This is a genomic window from Williamsia sp., from assembly GCF_016462415.1.
Lineage (GTDB): Bacteria > Actinomycetota > Actinomycetes > Mycobacteriales > Mycobacteriaceae > Williamsia_A.
This window is the reverse complement of sequence record NZ_JAEMTF010000090.1, coordinates 1-17,039: the sequence shown is the minus strand read 5'-3', so window position 1 is coordinate 17,039 and position 17,039 is coordinate 1. Positions and strand designations below refer to the sequence as shown.

The window sequence follows — 17,039 nt, the reverse complement described above, 5'->3', positions numbered from 1 at the left end:
CGCGACACGGGTGTTCAGGCGCGGCAACACCACAACGGTGGAGCCGAGCGTGAGGGCGGCGTTGACGGCGCAGGCGCCGGCCAGCAGCCACATGTCCGCACCGGATGCCGTGCCCGCGAGGGCGGTGGCCGGTACGAGCCAGATGGTCCCGGCGACGACCCGCACGACGTGCAGGTACAGCCAGTCGGTACCGAGATGTGCGGGCAGGGTGACCGCGGACAGGGCGAGCATGAAGCCGACGAGCGTGAGGTTCACACCGTCGGCGACGAACGGTGCCAGGAAGATCAGCGGGACCAGCACGCCGAGCGCGAGGTACTCGGACTCCCAGCGGCGTGCCAGGGCCAGTCCGGCGCCACCGACCACCGCGGCGATCGCGAGTCCGGCAGCAGCCGGTAGCCACTCGTAGATCCGGGTGACCGCGATGATGTCGAGGTACGCGGTGGCAATTCCCGTCGCCGCGAGAGCGAGAGATCCGATCCGCCCCTCGGCGCGGCGGTGCATCCGCCAGCCTGTCGCGACGAGGAGGCCGGCGAGGACGGCCCCCGCCCCGACCCGGACCTCCGGGCGCAGGATGCCGGCCTGGGCAGCCAGCACGAGCATCAGGACCACTCCGACCAGGGTCACCGCGACACCGGCAGCTGCCAGGATCGCGCCGACGAGGCGGCCGTCGGCCGCCGACGCAGCCCGCTTGAGCAGGCCCGGTCGCGCCGGTGGGCGCGGACCCATCGGGTACTGCGGCATCGGTGCGCGAGGCGGCATCGGCCGCGGGGGGACGTTCTGCATCGGTGGCCGCTGTGTCGGATGCTGTCGCGGCGGGAACTGCCCTGTCGGGGACTCCAGGCCCGAACCCGGCCGCATCCAGTGCGGCAGATCCGGCGGGTACATCTGGGGTGCGGGGTGCGGGACCTGCCGAGCCGGCGGAGCAGTGGGCGCCGGAGTCGGAGTCGGGACAGTTGTGGGTGTGGGCTGGACGGCCGTCATCGTGGACTGCATCTCGATGAGGTGCGACGACATCTGCGCCATCTGGCGCGACAGGGATTCGAAATCCGCCGAGACCCGGGACAGGACGGTCCAGTCCGGGCGAGCGGGACGAGCATCTGATTCGGTCATGCCGTCGATCCTCGCCAGGATCGCCCGTCGGCAGATGAGTACGACTACTCACTCACCCTGGGGACTTCTCCGGGGCGTTCCGCCACTGAAATCGTCCGATATAGACGTCATCGAGGGCATATTGCCCTCGGCGACCCTGTATTCGGACGATTTCAGTCGCATAGGGTCGGGGAATGTCGGGCAGAGCGCGTGACTACTCGTCGAGACCGTGCTCGATGGCGTATCGGGTGAGTTCGACCCGGTTGGCCAACTGCAGCTTTCGCAACGTGGACTGCACATGGTTCTCGACGGTGCGGTGACTCAGTCCGAGCCTTGTGGCGATCTGCCTGGCACTGAGCCCCTTCGCGACGAGGCGTAGCACCTCGGTCTCGCGCTCGGTGATCACCGGCGTCTGCTCGTCGCGCCCCGTGTCACCCGCGATGCGCCGGAACTCCCCCAGCACCAGACCGGCAAGGCCGGGCGTGAACACGGCCTGCCCGTCCGCGGTCGCCACCACGGCGTCGACCAGCTCGGTCCGCGACGCACTCTTCACGAGATAGCCACTGGCGCCGCTCTTCACCGCCGCGAGCACATCATCACGCTCGGCCGACGCCGACAACACCAACACCTTGGTCGTCGGCGACACCTCGAGCACTGCGAGGGTCGCGTCGACGCCGGTCCCGTCCGGTAGCTGCATGTCCATGAGAACCACGTCCGGTCGAACGGCCGCTGCCCGTGCGGCCGCCGCGCGCACCCCGTCGGCGGTGGCGACGACGTCGAACCCGTCCTCGGCCAGATCCCGCGCCACACCCTCCCGCCAGATCGGGTGATCGTCCACAACCATGATCTTGACAGGAGGGCCCGCCTCGCTCCGGGCCTCGCTACGCTCGATCCTCACTTCGGCGACCCTCCTGTGACTCTGACAGGAGGGCCCGCCTCGCTCCGGGCCTCGCTACGCTCGATCCTCACTTCGGCGACCCTCCTGTTACTGGCACTGTCAGCTCCCACTCGGTCCCCATGTCCGGCCCGGTGTCGAGGACGGCGGTGCCGCCCAATGCCTCGATACGTCCGATGATGGACTGCGAGATGCCCATCCGGCCATCGGCGACCGCCTCGGGTAGTCGGCCGGGCGCTATCCCGACACCGTCGTCGCGCACGCTCACCACCACCGAATCCGACAGATCTTCGAGCAGCACGAACGCTTTCGCCCCGGCACCGGCGTGATGCGCAACATTGTCCAGCGCGTTGTCCACCGCGGCAAGCAGTTCCGACACCCACAGCGGATCCAACAGCACCGGGTGGGCGGGGGCGCTGACGGTGACGTGATCGGACGCCCGCGCACGCAGCAAAGCCGACAGATCACTCGCGCCGTCGGCGGCCGTCGCGATGGACGGCCCGGCCTCGCTGATCAACGACCGCAGCGCACGTTCCTGGTCGGCGGCCAACACCGCGAGATCCGCAGTCGGACCGCCGATCTCGCGTCCCCGACGGCTGATGAGCGCCAACACCTGCAGGACACCGTCATGGACGTGTCGCGACAGACGGTCCCGCTCGGCCGTGGCCGCCGTCAGCCGGGCGGCCTCGGCCAGACGTTCCTGGGCACGCCGGGCGGTCACCGCGCCCATGCCGATCACCAACCCCACCGCGAGCAGGATCACCACGGCCGCATTGCGACCGAGGTCGACGTTGACGAAGCCCTTCGCGACCGTGCTGGAGACGATCACCGCGACCGCGGCCACGCCGCCACCTACCGCGCCGAGCTGGATCGCGGCGGAGATGACGGCGTTGGCCGCCCACAGCGTGGTCGGGATCGACTGGTTCGCCTCCCGCCACCCCGGGGAGGCGATGAACACCGTGGCCACCATGAGCAGGCACACGATTACGACCTCGGCGATCACCCACGCCCGACGTCGACCGAAGCCGGCGAGGTAGGCCACCGTGCACAGTCCCGTCCACACGGTGAGCACCGCGAACAGCGTCGCGCCCAGTGCGCGGTGGTCGAGATCGTTGTTCACCGCGATCTGGAACCCCAGCGCGTAGAGGTAACTGAGCAGTCGGAACGCCTGGGCGGCACGCCACAGCGGCGCGACGGCGTCATCGGCCGCCGCATCGGCCAACCGGGCAAGCCGGGTCGGAAGGCTCGTGCGATCGGCGGCTGTCATGGCGGGTGGTGTCAGGCGGTCGTGTCGGGGCGAGTCGGTGGATCCGAGTCGTCGGGATCCGCATCGGCGGCCCCGTCGTCATCGGAGGTGCCGGGTGGGCCGTTGAGACCCGGGGCATCCGAGGAGTCCCATGTCGGCGGATCGGCCTTGGCGGCGTAGATGCCCACCTGCACCTCGTCGTCCCCGGCCTCGGCCGCCTGAGCGGTCTGCGTGTACATCGACCGCACCGCGGTGTTGAGGAATGCGATGAGCGGGACGGCGAGGAGCCCTCCGATGATCCCCGCCGACACGATGCCCGCCGCGATGCCCAGGACCACCGCCACCGGGTGCAACCGCACCGACCGGCCGAGCAGGAACGGTTGGAGCACATGGCTTTCGATCTGCATCACTGCGACGACCACGGCCAGGGCGATGACCGCCGCGATCCACCCCTTGGTCACGAGCGCGACCAACACGGCGAGACCACCGGTCACCAGCGCACCGACGATGGGGACGAACGCGCCGATGAAGACCAGGGACGCCAACGGGAGGGCGAGGGGGACCTGCAGGATCGCCAGGCCGGTGCCGATGCCGATCGCGTCGACGAGGGCCACCGCGACGGTCGCCCGGACGTAGCCGACCAGCGTTCCGAACCCGGCCCGACCGGCCTCCAACACCTTCGGGCGGCTGCCCGACGGGATGAGCCGTGTCGTGAACTCCCAGACGTGCCCGCCGCCGAAGAGGAAGAAGATCATCAGGAACAGCAGCAGGACGCCCGCGGTCGCGATCTTGGTGACCACACCTGCGGTCGCGATGGCGCCGCTGGTGATCTTGTCCTGGTTGCGCTGGATCATCGCGATGATGTCGTCGCCGACCCTGTCGATCTGCGCCTGCTTGAGCCCGGGCGGGCCGTTGACCAACCAGTCCTTGACGGAGTTGACCGACTCGGTCGCCTGTGTCGACAGATCCGGCAGTCCGTCGATGAACTGCTGCACCACGAACGTCAGGATCCCGCCGACCGCGCCCAGGAAGACGATGAGCGTGAACGCCACCGCCACTCCGCGATTGACCCCGTGACGATCGAGCCAGTCGACCAAGGGGATCAGGAAGGCGGTGCCGAGGATGGCCAGCGCCACCGGGACGATGACCTCTTCGTAGCGGTTGGCGAGAGTGGCGAGGAGGAAGACAGCGACCGCGACGACGATGAGTCGCCACGACCACTCGGCCGCCGCACGCACCAGTGGGTGGACCTTCTCGCGGTCGGACTCGGCCATCGCGGTCTCGCCCGCGGACCGTTTCCGTGCGGCGCCGATGGCAGCCGCTATACCCGATCTACGCTCTGTCACCTCGCAACACTAGCCCGCAGCGCAGCTCCTCAAGACCGGAGAAATCAGGCGCGGTGCACCCGACTGGGCAGGCCGGTCGATAGGGTGTGAGTCCATGACGGCCGAGTACAGTGACGCCGCCGATGAATCCACCGATCTCGGCGACGAGGCATCGGTCCCCTCGGCGGCCCCCGGGCGGCGCCGTTTCTGGTGGTTGCGCTGGGTGGCCATCGCCCTCGTCATCGTCATCCTGACCGTCGAGGCGATCCTGGTCTGGCCGAAGCTCGAAGAGGCATGGCACAGCATGGACCGCCTGAACTGGCCGTGGATCCTCGCCTGCATCGTCGCCGCCGGGTTCTCGATGGACAGCTTCGCCCAGGTGCAGCGCACCCTGCTCCGTTCGGCCGGGGTCAAGGTCAAGCAGCTCAAATCGCTCTCGGTCGTCCTCGCGGCCAACTCGGTCAGTCAGACGATGCCCGGTGGCAACGTCCTCGCGCCCGCGTTCACCTACCGCCAGACCCGCAAGTGGGGCGCGAGCCCGGTCGTCGCGTCGTGGCAGGTCGTGATGTCGGGTCTGCTGATGGGCGTGGGTCTCGCGGTCCTCGGTCTGGGCGGCGCGCTGCTCGCCGGCGCGAAGACGAGCCCGTTCTCGGTGATCTTCTCGATCAGCGGTTTCATCGCCTTCGTCATCGCCGCGCAGTACGTGGCCGGACACCCCGAATCGATCCAGGGCCTCGGGACACGACTCCTGCACCTGGTGAACCACTTCCGCGACAAGCCCGAGGATCACGGCGTACAACGCTGGCACGAGATCCTCGAGCAGTTGCGTGCGGTGCAGCTGAACGGTCGACACACCGGCGAGGCGTTCGCCTGGTCGTTGTTCAACTGGATCGCCGACGTCGCCTGCCTGGCGTTCGCCTGTTACGCCGTCGGCGGCGAACCGTCCATCTCCGGCCTGGCGGTCGCCTACGCCGCGGGTAAGGCCGTGGGCACCGCGTTCCCGCTGCTGCCCGGCGGACTCGGCGTGGTCGACGCGGTCCTGGTCCCGGCCCTCACCTCGGCGGGCATGGGTGCGGGCGAGGCCGTCACCGCCGTGCTGGTCTACCGACTGGTCAGCTACCTGCTGGTGGCACTCGTCGGCTGGGTGGTCATCTTCTTCATGTTCCGGCAGGCCATCGGTGACGTGGAGTCCGATCTCGACGCCGACGCCGACCCGGACCACGACACCTCGCGCGACACCGTCGATGAGCCCGGTCCGGCCACCGCGTCGGGGTCCGACCCGCCGACCAGCAGTCGGCAGGACCCGCCCGAGTCCGGCACCTGACCGGGGCCCTGAGCGGCTACCGTGTGCGCATGAGCCGTCCGTCTGCCGCCCCGCGCCGCCGCCGACTCCGACCGGCCGCCGAGGCCGGCGCCTACGACGTGATCTCCATCCTCGTGTTCGTCATCATCGGGCGCTTCAATCACGACGACGGGCTGAGCGTCGGCGGGATCTTCACCACCTTCTGGCCGTTCGCGGTCGGTGCGGCCCTCGGCTGGGCCATCGGATATCTCGTCTCGCATCTGCGATCCGGCGACCTCGACGAGCCGGACTTCCGCCCGTCGCGACTTCTTCCCGAGGGTGTCGTGATCTGGCTGTCCACCCTGATCATCGGCATGGTGATGCGTGATCAGTTCGGTCAGGGCATAGCGGTCAGCTTCGTCATCGTCGCGACCATCGTCCTGGGCGTGTTCCTCATCGGTTGGCGGCTGGTCAGAAAATCGGTCGCGAGGCGCCGCGCTGCTGCCTAGCATTGCCCCTCATGTCCACGCGATCGGTGACTCTGTCCGCGCTGGGCTTTCGATTCCCGGACGGCAGCCCGATCTTCGATGACGTCTCGGTGTCGCTGAGCGGTCACCACGTCGGGATCGTCGGCGCCAACGGCGGCGGCAAGTCCACACTGATGCGTCTGATCATCGGTGAACTGACACCAACATCCGGGTCCGTCGACCGTCCACCATCTGTCGGCTATGTGCCACAGGACATCTCGATGCACCGCCGCCGACGGATCGACGACCTCATCGGTGTCGCGGAGATCCGCGGCGCGCTGGCACGGGTCGAGTCGGGGTCCACGGACCACGCCGATCATGAACTCGCCGAGGGCAACTGGGACGTCGATGAGCGTGCGGTGACCCTCTTCGATCAACTCGGGCTCGGGCACCTGGTCGCCGAACCGGGCGACCTGACCCGTGTGGTCGACGAGCTGTCCGGTGGTGAGTCCACCCTGATCGCCCTGATCGGCGCACTCATCGCCGGCCCGCAACTGCTCGTCCTCGACGAACCGACCAACAATCTCGACGCCGCAGCGCGCCGTCTCCTCCTCTCCGCCATCGAACGACATCCAGGTCAGGTGCTGACGGTCAGCCACGATCGCGACCTCCTCGAGCACGCCGACGCGATCGCCGAGGTCCGCGACGGCGCCATCCGCGTCGTCACGGGCAACTATTCCGATTTCGTCGACGTCGTCACCGCGGAACAGGACCGCGCACACGAGGTGCTCGCACACGCGAAAAGCGATGCGGCCAAGCAGAAGAAGGAACTGATCACGTCACAGACGGTCATCGCACGACGGCAGCGGTACGGCCGGAAGATGAATGAGCAGAAGCGCGAGCCGAAGATCGTGATGAACCAGCGCAAGCGGTTCGCGCAGGAGGCGGCCGGGAAGCTGACCGGTGGCCATCAGCGCCGGCTGGACGAGGCACGTGCTCAGGCCGGTGCCGCCGCGGACGCGATCCGCGACGACCGTGAGATACGGGTCGAACTCCCCGACACCGTCGTCCATCCCGGACAGGTGGTACTGGCCCCGCGGCGTCTCGCCCTGCCCACGGGTGAGATCGACATGTCGATCGTCGGACCGGAGCGCATCCACCTGCGTGGTCGCAACGGCGCGGGCAAGACGACACTCATCCGGGCCGTGCTCGCGGCCCCACCCGAGGTGTCCGTCGGCTATCTCCCGCAGGTGCTCGACGGCCTCGACCCGGGCGCCTCGCCCTACGACCTGGTCGCCGCCTCGAGCCCGTCCTCGACCACACAGCAGCGCCGAGCAGGTCTGGCCCGCATGCTGTTCCGCGCCGATGGCGCCGACCGTCCGGTCCGCGACCTGTCCGGCGGGGAACGCGTACGCGCGGCGCTGTCGGCGGTCCTGCTCGCCGATCCGGCCCCTCGTCTGTTGATCCTCGACGAACCGACGAACAACGTCGACATCGTCACCCGCGATCACCTCGCGCAGGCTCTGGGCGACTTCCGCGGCGCGCTCGTCGTCGTCAGCCACGACGACCACTTCGTCGACGACCTGGACGTCACCCGGGTCATCGACCTCGACGGTCTGTCGACGTCACCGGGCGTATCTACCGAGCCAGTCCAGAAGGGCATGGCGCAGGGTGATGGTGCCCGCGGTACCCGTTGAGGATGTGTCCCCGATGCCGTGCTCCAGAGCGGGTAGCTCGACGTAGCGGGTCGGAACACCTGCGGCGCGGACCTTGTCGGCGAAACGTTCGACCGGCGCTGCGAGGACCAGATGGTCGGCACCGCCCTGCACTATCAATGTCGGCGGCGACTGCGGCGTGATGTGGTTCGCGGAATCGACGAAGCGGTAGCGCTCGGGGAACTGTTCGGGTGATCCCCCGATGAACTGTTGACCGACGGTCTTGCCGATGGCCGAGTCCGCGTATGCCGTGGTCAGATCAACGGCCGGGTACCCACCGACCGCTGCGACGATCTTCGGCAACTCATCGGGACGACCGCAGGTGGGGTCCAGCGTCTTCGACGCCGTCATGTAGGCGGCATTGATGGCCAGGTTGCCACCCGAGGACTCCCCGAACATCACGACGCGGTCGGTGTCGAGCCCCGCGGCGGCACCGTTGCGGGTGAGCCACGTCAGGGCGCAGCCGACGTCACCGACCTGCGTGTCCCAGTTGTGGACCGTGTCCGACGCGAGGCGGAACTCCACATCGAGCACTGCGTACCCGTGATCGGCGAGATAGCGGTTGTAGGGATTCGGCCCCGGCTTGCCGGCCACGAAAGCGCCGCCGTGCACGAACACCACGACCGGGTGCGGTCCCGGGCGCGAATTCGGCTGGTAGAGATCGGCGTGCAGTGTCGTCCCATCCGGTGAACCGGTCACGACGCGGCGATCGGCCGTCGCACCGAGGTCACCGCCGGGGGCCAGGGGCGTGAAGAACGCGAATCCCGCGCCGGCCTGTGCGACACCCACGCCGACGACGATGCAGGTGACGACCGAGGCGATGAGGCCGAACCCGGCGAACCCGGCGGTGATCGTTCGCCGCCGGCTCAGCCCGTCCGGACGCATGCGTCTCGGCCGGACCGTACGCATGATCAGAGCGACCGAGATCAGCGCCAGGAGCACGTTGTACATGCCCAGGCTGTCCCGCAGGGTGCCGATCGCGAGGAACACCGTCTGGAAGAAGCCGGCCTGCAGGATCCATGCCATCCACGGCACCGGTGTCAGCGCGAGGAGCTGCGCGACCACCGTGTAGAGCATCACCACAACGCCGAGGACGGCCGCGAGGATCCTGGAGAATTTACGCATGAGCACATGATGTCGTGAAAGGGTCACCACCGGTCAAACCCGAGGGCACCATGGCGGGGCCGGGCTCTCGGTCCGTGGCGGACCCTCGTGAATCCGATCAGCGGACGCGCAGGTACTTCTGGACGACCTGCAGTGCTGCGGTGCCCGATCGCTCGCCGGCGCAATGGACCACGAGGACCTTGCCGCCGTCGATTCCCACGAACCAGCCCGGACCCTGGGGGCCGTTCGTCCCGACCAGAGCGCGTAGCCCCGGCGCTCCGGTCAGGTCGCTGGCGTCGCCGCTCGTCGCCGTCTTGCGCATCGCGGCGCCGATGGCCGAGGCCACCTTCGCGTCCACCGGTCCGAGATCACCGCCGGTCACGGTCGTGCCGACCCCGCGAACGAAGGTCGGTGCGACCGAACTCGACCGGGCGATCGCGACCCCCAGTGCACCCATCGACACCGGCGAGACCGTGAGTGAGCTCGGGTTGTACGACGCGGCGCTCACCGAGGCGGTCGTGTCGTTGCCCGACAACGGCATCGAGACCCCGGGGATCTTGTAGCCGACACCCAGGCCGAGTCGGTGCAGCTGTTCCTCGGCCGCGTCACGGTCGCCACCCGCAGCGGAATCGATGGCCGCGATGACCGGATCGAGCGTGGTGCCCGGCGTGGTCGACGTGGTCAGCGACATCCCGGCGGAGGTGGCCGCGTCATTGGCCGCGGCGGCGAGGATGGCGCCCGACCGGGCGTCGAGCACCATCATCGTGGCCGGCTGAGCCACCTCGACCACCGAATCCACGAGCGACAGTTGCACTCCCGGGTCGAGGGTCGTCCGCACGTCGGGCGAGGCAGGCCCCTGCGCGCCGGCGAGCCGGTTGGTCGCGCCGTTCGGGGCGACCATCTGTACCGCCCACCCTGAGGTCGCGTCGCGGATGGCCTGCCAGTAGTTCGTCGTTCCCGCCGTCAGCGGTGAGGTGATGCGACGGTCGGTGACCAGCAGGGCCGAGGTCTTGTCGACGTCGACGCCGGCGACACGGTTCGGGTCACCCGCGAGGACCGTCATGTCCGAGTCGCGCAGCGACACCACGGTGACCGGCTTGCCCGGGGCGGCGGCGAGTCGATCGGAGATCACCCGGGGGGTGATCAGAGGGGCGATGGGGGCGATGACCCTGGCGAGATCGAGGGTCGTCCGCGCGAGGTCCGGTGTCGTCGACGGGTCGATGACGATGTCGTTGACCGGCTGCAGCGCCATCCAGCGGCGGTCGGCACCGTCGCGGACCGCCGGGGCGGGAGTGGCGTCGGTGCGAACGGTGGCCAGGTGACCACCGGCCTGCATCCCCGAGGCAAGCAGCGTCGGTTCCCACTGCACACGCCACCCGGACGTCAGCTTCCGCGCGGTTCCCGACGTCTGCGTCGTGTACTCACGGTCCTTGCCCATGACGTAGCGCGTGGTGAGGTTGTAGGTCGCGGTGTGGTCGGAGTACTCCACCGGGTCGGTGACCTTCACCGACACCGTCGCGGCATGCATCCCGGACAGGGTCGCGCCGATCTGCTCGGCCGCCTGGCCGGGCGCCGACGTCAGCTGCGCTGCTCGCGAGGCGTCCTGCGCACCGAGAGCGGCGGCGAACGTGTCGAGCATGCGCGCCGACTCGGTCTTGGGTGCGTCGGTGAACACCCCGCACGACGCCAGCACGAGAACACCACTGACCACTGAGGCCGCGGCGATACGCGCGCGACCGGACACTGCCACATTCACGTCCCTCATTTCACTCTGGTCACATCACGAATGACACCGTTGGTGTTCCCGATTCGCTTACAGTCCCGTCACGAACGCATAACCAGGGCAAATGCACGTATGGGCACGGTCGAGGCTTGACACCAGATGTGGTGTCAGACCATCCCTCCGCGATCGCCGACCTCGCTCCCCGATCGCATGCCCCCAGGGGTACTAGCCTGGGGGTGACCGTACGGAAGGGATCTGCTGATGACCGGTGACGACGAAACCCAGGCGCTCGTACTCAACCGCCTCCGCCGGGCGCACGGCCAACTCGCCGGCGTCATCTCGATGATCGAGAACGGCCGCAACTGCAAAGACGTCGTGACCCAGCTCGCCGCGGTCTCGCGCGCGCTGGACAAGGCCGGCTTCAAGATCGTGGCCACCGGCCTGCGGGAGTGCATCACCGGCGACGCGGCCGACAACTCCGAACCACTGACCGAGGCGGAGTTGGAGAAGCTCTTCCTCGCGCTGGCCTGAGACGCATGGACGCCACGTCGTCGTGCCGTGTCATCCGCTCGGAGGAGCGCGCCCGGACCACCACGGACTGGCTCGAGTCCCGCCACAGCTTCTCGTTCGGAGACCACTACGACCCGGACAACACCCACCACGGCGTGTTGATGGCGTTCAACGAGGACGTCGTCGCACCCGGCGCGGGTTTCGACACCCACCGGCACCGCGACATGGAGGTGCTGACGTGGGTGGTCTCGGGGACGATGGTGCACTCGGACTCCGCTGGGCACGCCGGGGTCCTGCACCCCGGTCTGGTTCAACGGATGAGCGCCGGCTCGGGCACGGCGCACACCGAACGCAACGATCCCTGGCCCGAGAGGCCGGGCGCGGGAACAGCGTCCGCGCACCTCGTGCAGAGCTGGGTGATCCCCGATCGTCCGGGTGGTGAGCCGGGGTACCAGCAGCACGACGTGACCACCGAACTCGATGCGGGCGGGTTGGTCCTCGTCGCATCGGGCGACCCGGGTCGCGGCGCGGCGGTCGACATCGGGAACCGGGACGCATCGCTGCACATCGGACGTCTGACCGCAGCCGCGTCGGCTGCGCTACCGGTCGCACGGTTCGTGCACCTGTTCGTCGTGACCGGCGAGATCCGACTCGGCGACGGGACGCCGCTCACGACCGGCGACACCGCCCGGTTCACCGACCACGGCACGGAGTCGGTCACCGCGACGTCGGACGCGGAGATCATGGTGTGGGAGATGCACCGCGGGCTCACCGATCAGATGACCGGCACCTGACGGATCGCGGATCCGGTGCCAGGATGGTCGGGTGACCTCAGCGACTGACACTGCCAACGCCACCGGTTCCACACCGCCCTCGGGCATCGACCTCGAGTGGGTCGACGAATCGGTGCGCGCCCAGGACGACCTGTTCGAGCACGTGAACGGCGTCTGGATCCGCGACCACGCGATCCCCGACGACCGTCCGCTGGACGGATCGTTCCTCGCCCTGCGCGACGCGGCCGAGGAGAACGTGCGCGATCTGGTCGTCGAGTGCGCCGAGTCCGATGCCACCCCCGGCACCGACGCCGCGCGGATCGGCGACCTGTACGCGAGCTTCATGGACTCCGAGCGCGCCGACGCCCTCGGCATCGACCCGATCCGCGCAGACCTCGACCGCATCGCCGCGGTCGGTTCGGTGGGCGAGCTGGCCGGCGTCATCGGGGGCCTGCAGCGCACCGGCACCGGTGGCGCGATCGGCTTCTACGTCGACACCGACTCCAAGAAGTCCGACCGCTACGTCGTGCACCTGACGCAGTCCGGTATCGGGCTGCCCGATGAGTCGTACTACCACGACGAGAAGCACGCGCAGACCCGCGAGCAGTACGTCGAGCACGTGCGAAAGATGTTTGCGCTGGCCGGTTTCGATGACTCCGAGCAGCGCGCGCAGACCGTCATGTCCCTCGAGACCGCAATCGCCGGTCACCACTGGGACGTGGTCCGTCGACGCGACGCCGAGCTCTCCTACAATCTGCGCACGCTGGCCGAGGTGACGTCCGAGGCAGGCGGTTTCGACATCGCCGCGTGGTTGCGTGGACTGGGTGCCGACGACGCCGCCTTCGCCGAGATCGTGGTCGGCCAGCCCTCCTTCATCTCCGGGGTGGGCGCCCTGTTCACCGAGCGGGACCTGGCCGAGTGGATCGTGTGGGCGCAGTGGCGACTGCTGCACTCGGCCGCGCCGTACCTGTCCGGCGAGGTCGTGGAGGAGAACTTCGACTTCTACGGCCGGAACCTGTCCGGCACCCCCGCGATGCGCGAACGCTGGAAGCGTGGCGTCGGCCTCGTCGAGGGCGCCCTGGGGTTCGCGGTCGGGAAGCTGTACGTGGACAAGCACTTCCCGCCGACCGCCAAAGCTCGCATCGACGAGTTGATCGCCAACCTGGTCGAGGCGTACCGCCGTAACATCTCCGATCTGGACTGGATGAGTTCGGAGACGCGCGAGAAGGCGCTGGCCAAGCTCGACAAGTTCACGCCGAAGGTCGGCTACCCGGACACCTGGCGTGACTACGACGGCCTCGACATCGACCGCGCCGACCTGATCGGGAACGTGGCCCGCGCCAACGCATTCGAGCAGGACCGAGAGCTGGCAAAAATTGGGACGCCGGTCGATCGCGATGAGTGGTTCATGACACCGCAGACGGTCAACGCGTACATGAACCCCGGCATGAACGAGATCGTCTTCCCGGCCGCGATCCTGCAACCGCCGTTCTTCGACCCCGACGCCGACGACGCCGCCAACTACGGCGGGATCGGGGCGGTGATCGGCCACGAGATCGGTCACGGCTTCGACGACCAGGGCGCGAAGTACGACGGCGACGGCAACCTCGTCGACTGGTGGACCGACTCCGACCGCACCGAGTTCGGCAAGCGCACCAAGGCCCTGATCGACCAGTACAACACCTTCACACCGAAGGGTTTGGACGAGAAGTACTCGGTCAACGGCGAATTCACCATCGGCGAGAACATCGGCGACCTGGGCGGGCTGTCCATCTCGCTGGCCGCCTACCGGATCGCCACCGAAGACGCCGAGCCGCCGGTGATCGACGGCCTGACCGGGCTGCAGCGGGTGTTCTTCGGGTGGGCGCAGGTGTGGCGCACCAAGACCCGTGAGGCCGAGGCGATCCGACGGCTGTCCATCGACCCGCATTCGCCGCCGGAATTCCGGTGCAACGGCGTCATCCGCAACATCGACGCCTTCTACGACGCGTTCGACGTCTCCCCCGGAGACGCGCTGTACCTCGAGGAGTCGCAGCGCGTTCACATCTGGTGAGGCACGCGGTTCACCGACCCGGCGGGGACATGGTCGTCAGGTCACGCTGAAGTCGGTGAGTCCGTCGCCGGGGTCGGCACGACCGCCGACGGTGTTGCGCACGATGACCGGCGCACCCGTCGGGGCGTTGTCGAAGAACCACTCGCCGTCGGCGAGGCTGACGTTCAGGCAGCCGTGGCTGGTGTTCGACTTGCCCTGCTGCGCAACCGACCACGGCGCGGCGTGGACGAAGATGCCGCCGTCGGAGATGCGGGTCGCGTACTCGACGTAGGTGCGGTATCCGTCGGGTGAGTCCACCGGCACGCCGTATGTCGAGCTGTCCATGTACATGTCCCGGAAGCGTTCGCCGACGGTGTAGGTGCCGTTGGGCGTGGGGTGGGCGTTGCTGCCCATCGATGTCGGCATCGTCCGCACCACCGCCCCGTTCACGGTGACGGTCACGGTGTGCGTGTTGTCGTCGGCCGTCGCGACCCATGCGTCACCGATGGTGAACGACGACCTCGTCTTGCCTGCCTCGACGGTCACCCGGGTGTGGGCGGGCCACAGTCCGCCGTCCGGCTTCCACCGCACCTGCCTGTTGCCCGTCCAATAGAGGTGACCCGCCACCACCGGACGAGTGGTCACACGGATGGCACGTTGCGCGGCCTCGCGGTCGTCGATCGCGTCGTCGAAGGTCAGGATGACGGGTTGCGCGATACCCACGGTCGCGCCGTCGGCGGGCGTGAACGTGGGGATCGAGAAGTTGGCGCGACCCACCGGAGGCGGGCTCGCCGACACACCGGGGACCGATACGCCCGGGATGTCCGGACCGCCGGGCCACAGGGGATCTGCGGACACCGACGGGATGGTGGTCATCGCCGCGGTCGTGAGGGCGATTGCCGCGGCCGCATGGACCGTCCTGCGCCATGGGGTCAGGCTGGAATTGGTCATCGGGTCACCTCGGTGTAGCGGCCACGGAGCGGTGAAGCTGCAGGCCAGGCGGGCGGCCCGCGTGGTCTCGGGGTCGACTTGTGTCATCGGCGTCGCCATTATCCGATCACCCGGCCACGGGCCCGGCGCGCTGGCTACACTCTCACCATTGACTTCGTTGGCAGCGCGGTCACCGTTGAAAGTGGCCGTGCGCCTGGAACGAACAGTAGATGAGATGGATCAGTTGAGTCAGGAAGTCGCGGAAAAGACCGCAGGGGGAACCATCATGGAGACCATTGCCGAATCCAACGGTGAAGTCGCCGACGCCGGTGTCCTGGCCCAGACGCCGCGTGCGGCCGACGTGACGCCGATCGCGGCCCTACCTGCCCAGATGGCCGACATCGCCCGTCGCCTCCGGTCGGAGAGCAAGGACACCGAGACCATCCTCCGTGCCATCAGCCTCTCGGCCGTCGAGTCCATCCCCGGTGCTGAGTACGCCAGCATCACGCTGGTCACCGGGGACGCCACCGTGGAGAGCCCGGTACTCATCGGCGATCTCGCCCGGGAATCCGATCGGCTGCAGGCGGAGCTCCGCGAGGGTCCGTGCATCCGTTCCGCACTCGACTCCGACACGGTCTGGATCAGCGACATGCGGTCCGAGGATCGGTGGCCCGCGTTCTCCAGGGCGGCGGCCGACCTCGGGATCCGGTCGATGCTGTGCTTCTGCCTCTACGTCGAGGGCGACAACTTCGGCGCACTGAATCTGCACTCCACCCAGGTCGACGCCTACGACGACGACTCCCGGTCGATCGGCAGCCTGTTCGCGGCGCACGCCGCGATCGCGTTCTCCGCGGTGCGGGAGAAGGAACAGATCCGTGCCGCCCTGACCAACCGCGACATCATCGGACAGGCCAAGGGCATGTTGATGGAGCGCTACGCCCTCAACTCCGACGAGGCGTTCCGGCTCCTCGCCCGGCTCTCGCAGGACTCGAACACCAAGCTGGCCGACGTGGCCCTACAGGTCGTCGACGCCGGCCCCGGCGAATAACCGATCCAGGATCTGCCCTCTCAGCGGCCGAGGAACGCCAGCACGGCGCTCTCGAACGCGGCCTTGGCCTCGATCATGACCCAGTGCCCGCACCGTGGGAACACGTGTAGCTCGGCGTCAGGAATGGTTCGCATCGGCAGCAACGCCATGTCCGGCGGGCTGACTCGGTCGTCGCGCCCCCAGGTCAGCAGGGTCGGGCAGGCGACCTTGTGCAGCATCGACCAGTAGGGCGGGGTGTCGGACGACGCCATGAACTGCTGCTGCATCTCGAACGCCGCCGAACCGTACATCGATCGTCCGGTCTCGAGCGCGTCGGGATTGTTCGCCGCCTCCCAGCGCTCGGCGATCAGCTCCTCGGTCACCAGCGCCTTGTCAAAGACCATGCCACGCAACCAGCGCACCAACTTGTCCTTGTCGGGGGCGTCGGCGAACTCCTGCAGGAGCTGTAGCCCCTCGGTGGGCTGCGGACTGAAAAGGTTGGCGCCGACGCCGCCGATGGTCACCAGCTTCGACACCAACGCGGGCTTGCGGATGGCGAGGTTGACCCCGACCACGCCGCCCATCGAGTTGCCGATGAACGCGGCGGAGTCGATGCCCAGCGCCTTCATGAAGACGTTGACCGACTTGCCCGCGTCGAGCACCGGCATCCCGCCCCAGGCGTCGCTCACCCCGAAGCCGGGGAACTCCAGGACGTAGCAGTGGTGATGCTCGGCGAAGGTGCCCAGGTTTCCGCGGTAGTTGCGCCACCCGGTGACACCGGGACCGGACCCGTGCAACAGGATCAGCGGCGGCCCCTCGCCGGCCTCGTGGTAGCGCAGCACGCCGTTGTCGGTGGTCAGTTCCCGTGCGGTGTCCTCGAATGTCACGTCCACACCCGACAGACTAGAACGTGTTTCAGTT

Annotated in this window: 15 protein-coding genes; 7 read left to right on the top strand and 8 right to left on the bottom strand. The window is 68.4% G+C overall.

The genetic code is table 11. From position 1 onward, the window contains the following. From JHC79_RS18110 to JHC79_RS18095, 4 genes are all read right to left on the bottom strand, one after another. A partial coding sequence (locus tag JHC79_RS18110; RefSeq protein WP_296393398.1) for a DUF2339 domain-containing protein occupies positions 1-1,110 on the bottom strand: 1,110 nt, incomplete at its 3' end. A 193-nt stretch (positions 1,111-1,303) separates the two neighbouring features. Then, complete coding sequence (locus JHC79_RS18105; protein WP_296393396.1) at positions 1,304-1,933, bottom strand: response regulator transcription factor; 630 nt, start codon at positions 1,931-1,933, stop codon at positions 1,304-1,306. 121 nt (positions 1,934-2,054) lie between these two features. Beyond that, positions 2,055-3,251: a DUF5931 domain-containing protein gene (locus JHC79_RS18100; RefSeq protein WP_296393394.1), complete on the bottom strand. Its 1,197-nt coding sequence runs from the start codon at positions 3,249-3,251 to the stop codon at positions 2,055-2,057. Positions 3,252-3,262: 11 nt separating this feature from the next. Next, a complete protein-coding gene (locus JHC79_RS18095) occupies positions 3,263-4,504 on the bottom strand; it encodes an AI-2E family transporter (protein ID WP_296393405.1) in 1,242 nt (413 codons plus the stop codon). A gap of 166 nt (positions 4,505-4,670) precedes the next feature. Between JHC79_RS18095 and JHC79_RS18090 the strand changes: the two genes are divergently transcribed. Genes JHC79_RS18090 through JHC79_RS18080 form a run of 3 tightly spaced genes read left to right on the top strand, consistent with a single transcriptional unit; the run spans position 4,671 to position 8,001 of the window. Further along, the gene (locus tag JHC79_RS18090) at positions 4,671-5,879 is read left to right on the top strand and encodes a YbhN family protein (RefSeq protein ID WP_296393392.1); all 1,209 of its coding nucleotides are present in this window, start codon (positions 4,671-4,673) and stop codon (positions 5,877-5,879) included. 29 nt (positions 5,880-5,908) lie between these two features. Then, a complete protein-coding gene (locus JHC79_RS18085; RefSeq protein WP_296393391.1) occupies positions 5,909-6,346 on the top strand; it encodes a DUF3054 domain-containing protein in 438 nt (145 codons plus the stop codon). Between the two features lie 11 nt (positions 6,347-6,357). Then, positions 6,358-8,001, top strand: a complete 1,644-nt coding sequence (locus JHC79_RS18080; RefSeq protein WP_296393390.1) for an ATP-binding cassette domain-containing protein — start codon at positions 6,358-6,360, stop codon at positions 7,999-8,001. Here JHC79_RS18080 and JHC79_RS18075 read toward each other — a convergent pair. Together JHC79_RS18075 and JHC79_RS18070 are read right to left on the bottom strand one after the other, a co-directional pair. Further along, a complete protein-coding gene (locus JHC79_RS18075) occupies positions 7,930-9,144 on the bottom strand; it encodes an alpha/beta hydrolase fold domain-containing protein (RefSeq protein WP_296393387.1) in 1,215 nt (404 codons plus the stop codon). The genes JHC79_RS18080 and JHC79_RS18075 overlap by 72 nt on opposite strands. A 97-nt stretch (positions 9,145-9,241) precedes the next feature. After that, the gene (locus JHC79_RS18070) at positions 9,242-10,879 is read right to left on the bottom strand and encodes an NTF2-like N-terminal transpeptidase domain-containing protein (RefSeq protein WP_296393385.1); all 1,638 of its coding nucleotides are present in this window, start codon (positions 10,877-10,879) and stop codon (positions 9,242-9,244) included. Between the two features lie 228 nt (positions 10,880-11,107). Here JHC79_RS18070 and JHC79_RS18065 point away from each other — a divergent pair, with 228 nt between their 5' ends. Genes JHC79_RS18065 through JHC79_RS18055 form a run of 3 tightly spaced genes read left to right on the top strand, consistent with a single transcriptional unit; the run spans position 11,108 to position 14,182 of the window. Beyond that, a complete protein-coding gene (locus tag JHC79_RS18065; RefSeq protein WP_253661356.1) occupies positions 11,108-11,377 on the top strand; it encodes a metal-sensitive transcriptional regulator in 270 nt (89 codons plus the stop codon). A 5-nt stretch (positions 11,378-11,382) separates the two neighbouring features. Beyond that, positions 11,383-12,150 (top strand): pirin-like bicupin family protein, encoded by a 768-nt coding sequence (locus JHC79_RS18060; RefSeq protein ID WP_296393382.1) that lies wholly within the window; start codon positions 11,383-11,385, stop codon positions 12,148-12,150. 31 nt (positions 12,151-12,181) lie between these two features. Further along, positions 12,182-14,182 (top strand): M13-type metalloendopeptidase, encoded by a 2,001-nt coding sequence (locus JHC79_RS18055; RefSeq protein ID WP_296393381.1) that lies wholly within the window; start codon positions 12,182-12,184, stop codon positions 14,180-14,182. 36 nt (positions 14,183-14,218) lie between these two features. On the opposite strand, the gene JHC79_RS18050 is transcribed toward JHC79_RS18055, so the two are convergent. After that, positions 14,219-15,037, bottom strand: a complete 819-nt coding sequence (locus JHC79_RS18050; RefSeq protein ID WP_296393403.1) for a L,D-transpeptidase — start codon at positions 15,035-15,037, stop codon at positions 14,219-14,221. Positions 15,038-15,452: 415 nt separating this feature from the next. Here JHC79_RS18050 and JHC79_RS18045 point away from each other — a divergent pair, with 415 nt between their 5' ends. Beyond that, a complete protein-coding gene (locus JHC79_RS18045; protein WP_296393401.1) occupies positions 15,453-16,139 on the top strand; it encodes a GAF and ANTAR domain-containing protein in 687 nt (228 codons plus the stop codon). 20 nt (positions 16,140-16,159) lie between these two features. On the opposite strand, the gene JHC79_RS18040 is transcribed toward JHC79_RS18045, so the two are convergent. Next, on the bottom strand, positions 16,160-17,011 hold the full coding sequence (locus tag JHC79_RS18040; RefSeq protein ID WP_296393380.1) for an alpha/beta fold hydrolase: 852 nt from the start codon (positions 17,009-17,011) through the stop codon (positions 16,160-16,162). Positions 17,012-17,039: the final 28 nt, after the last annotated feature.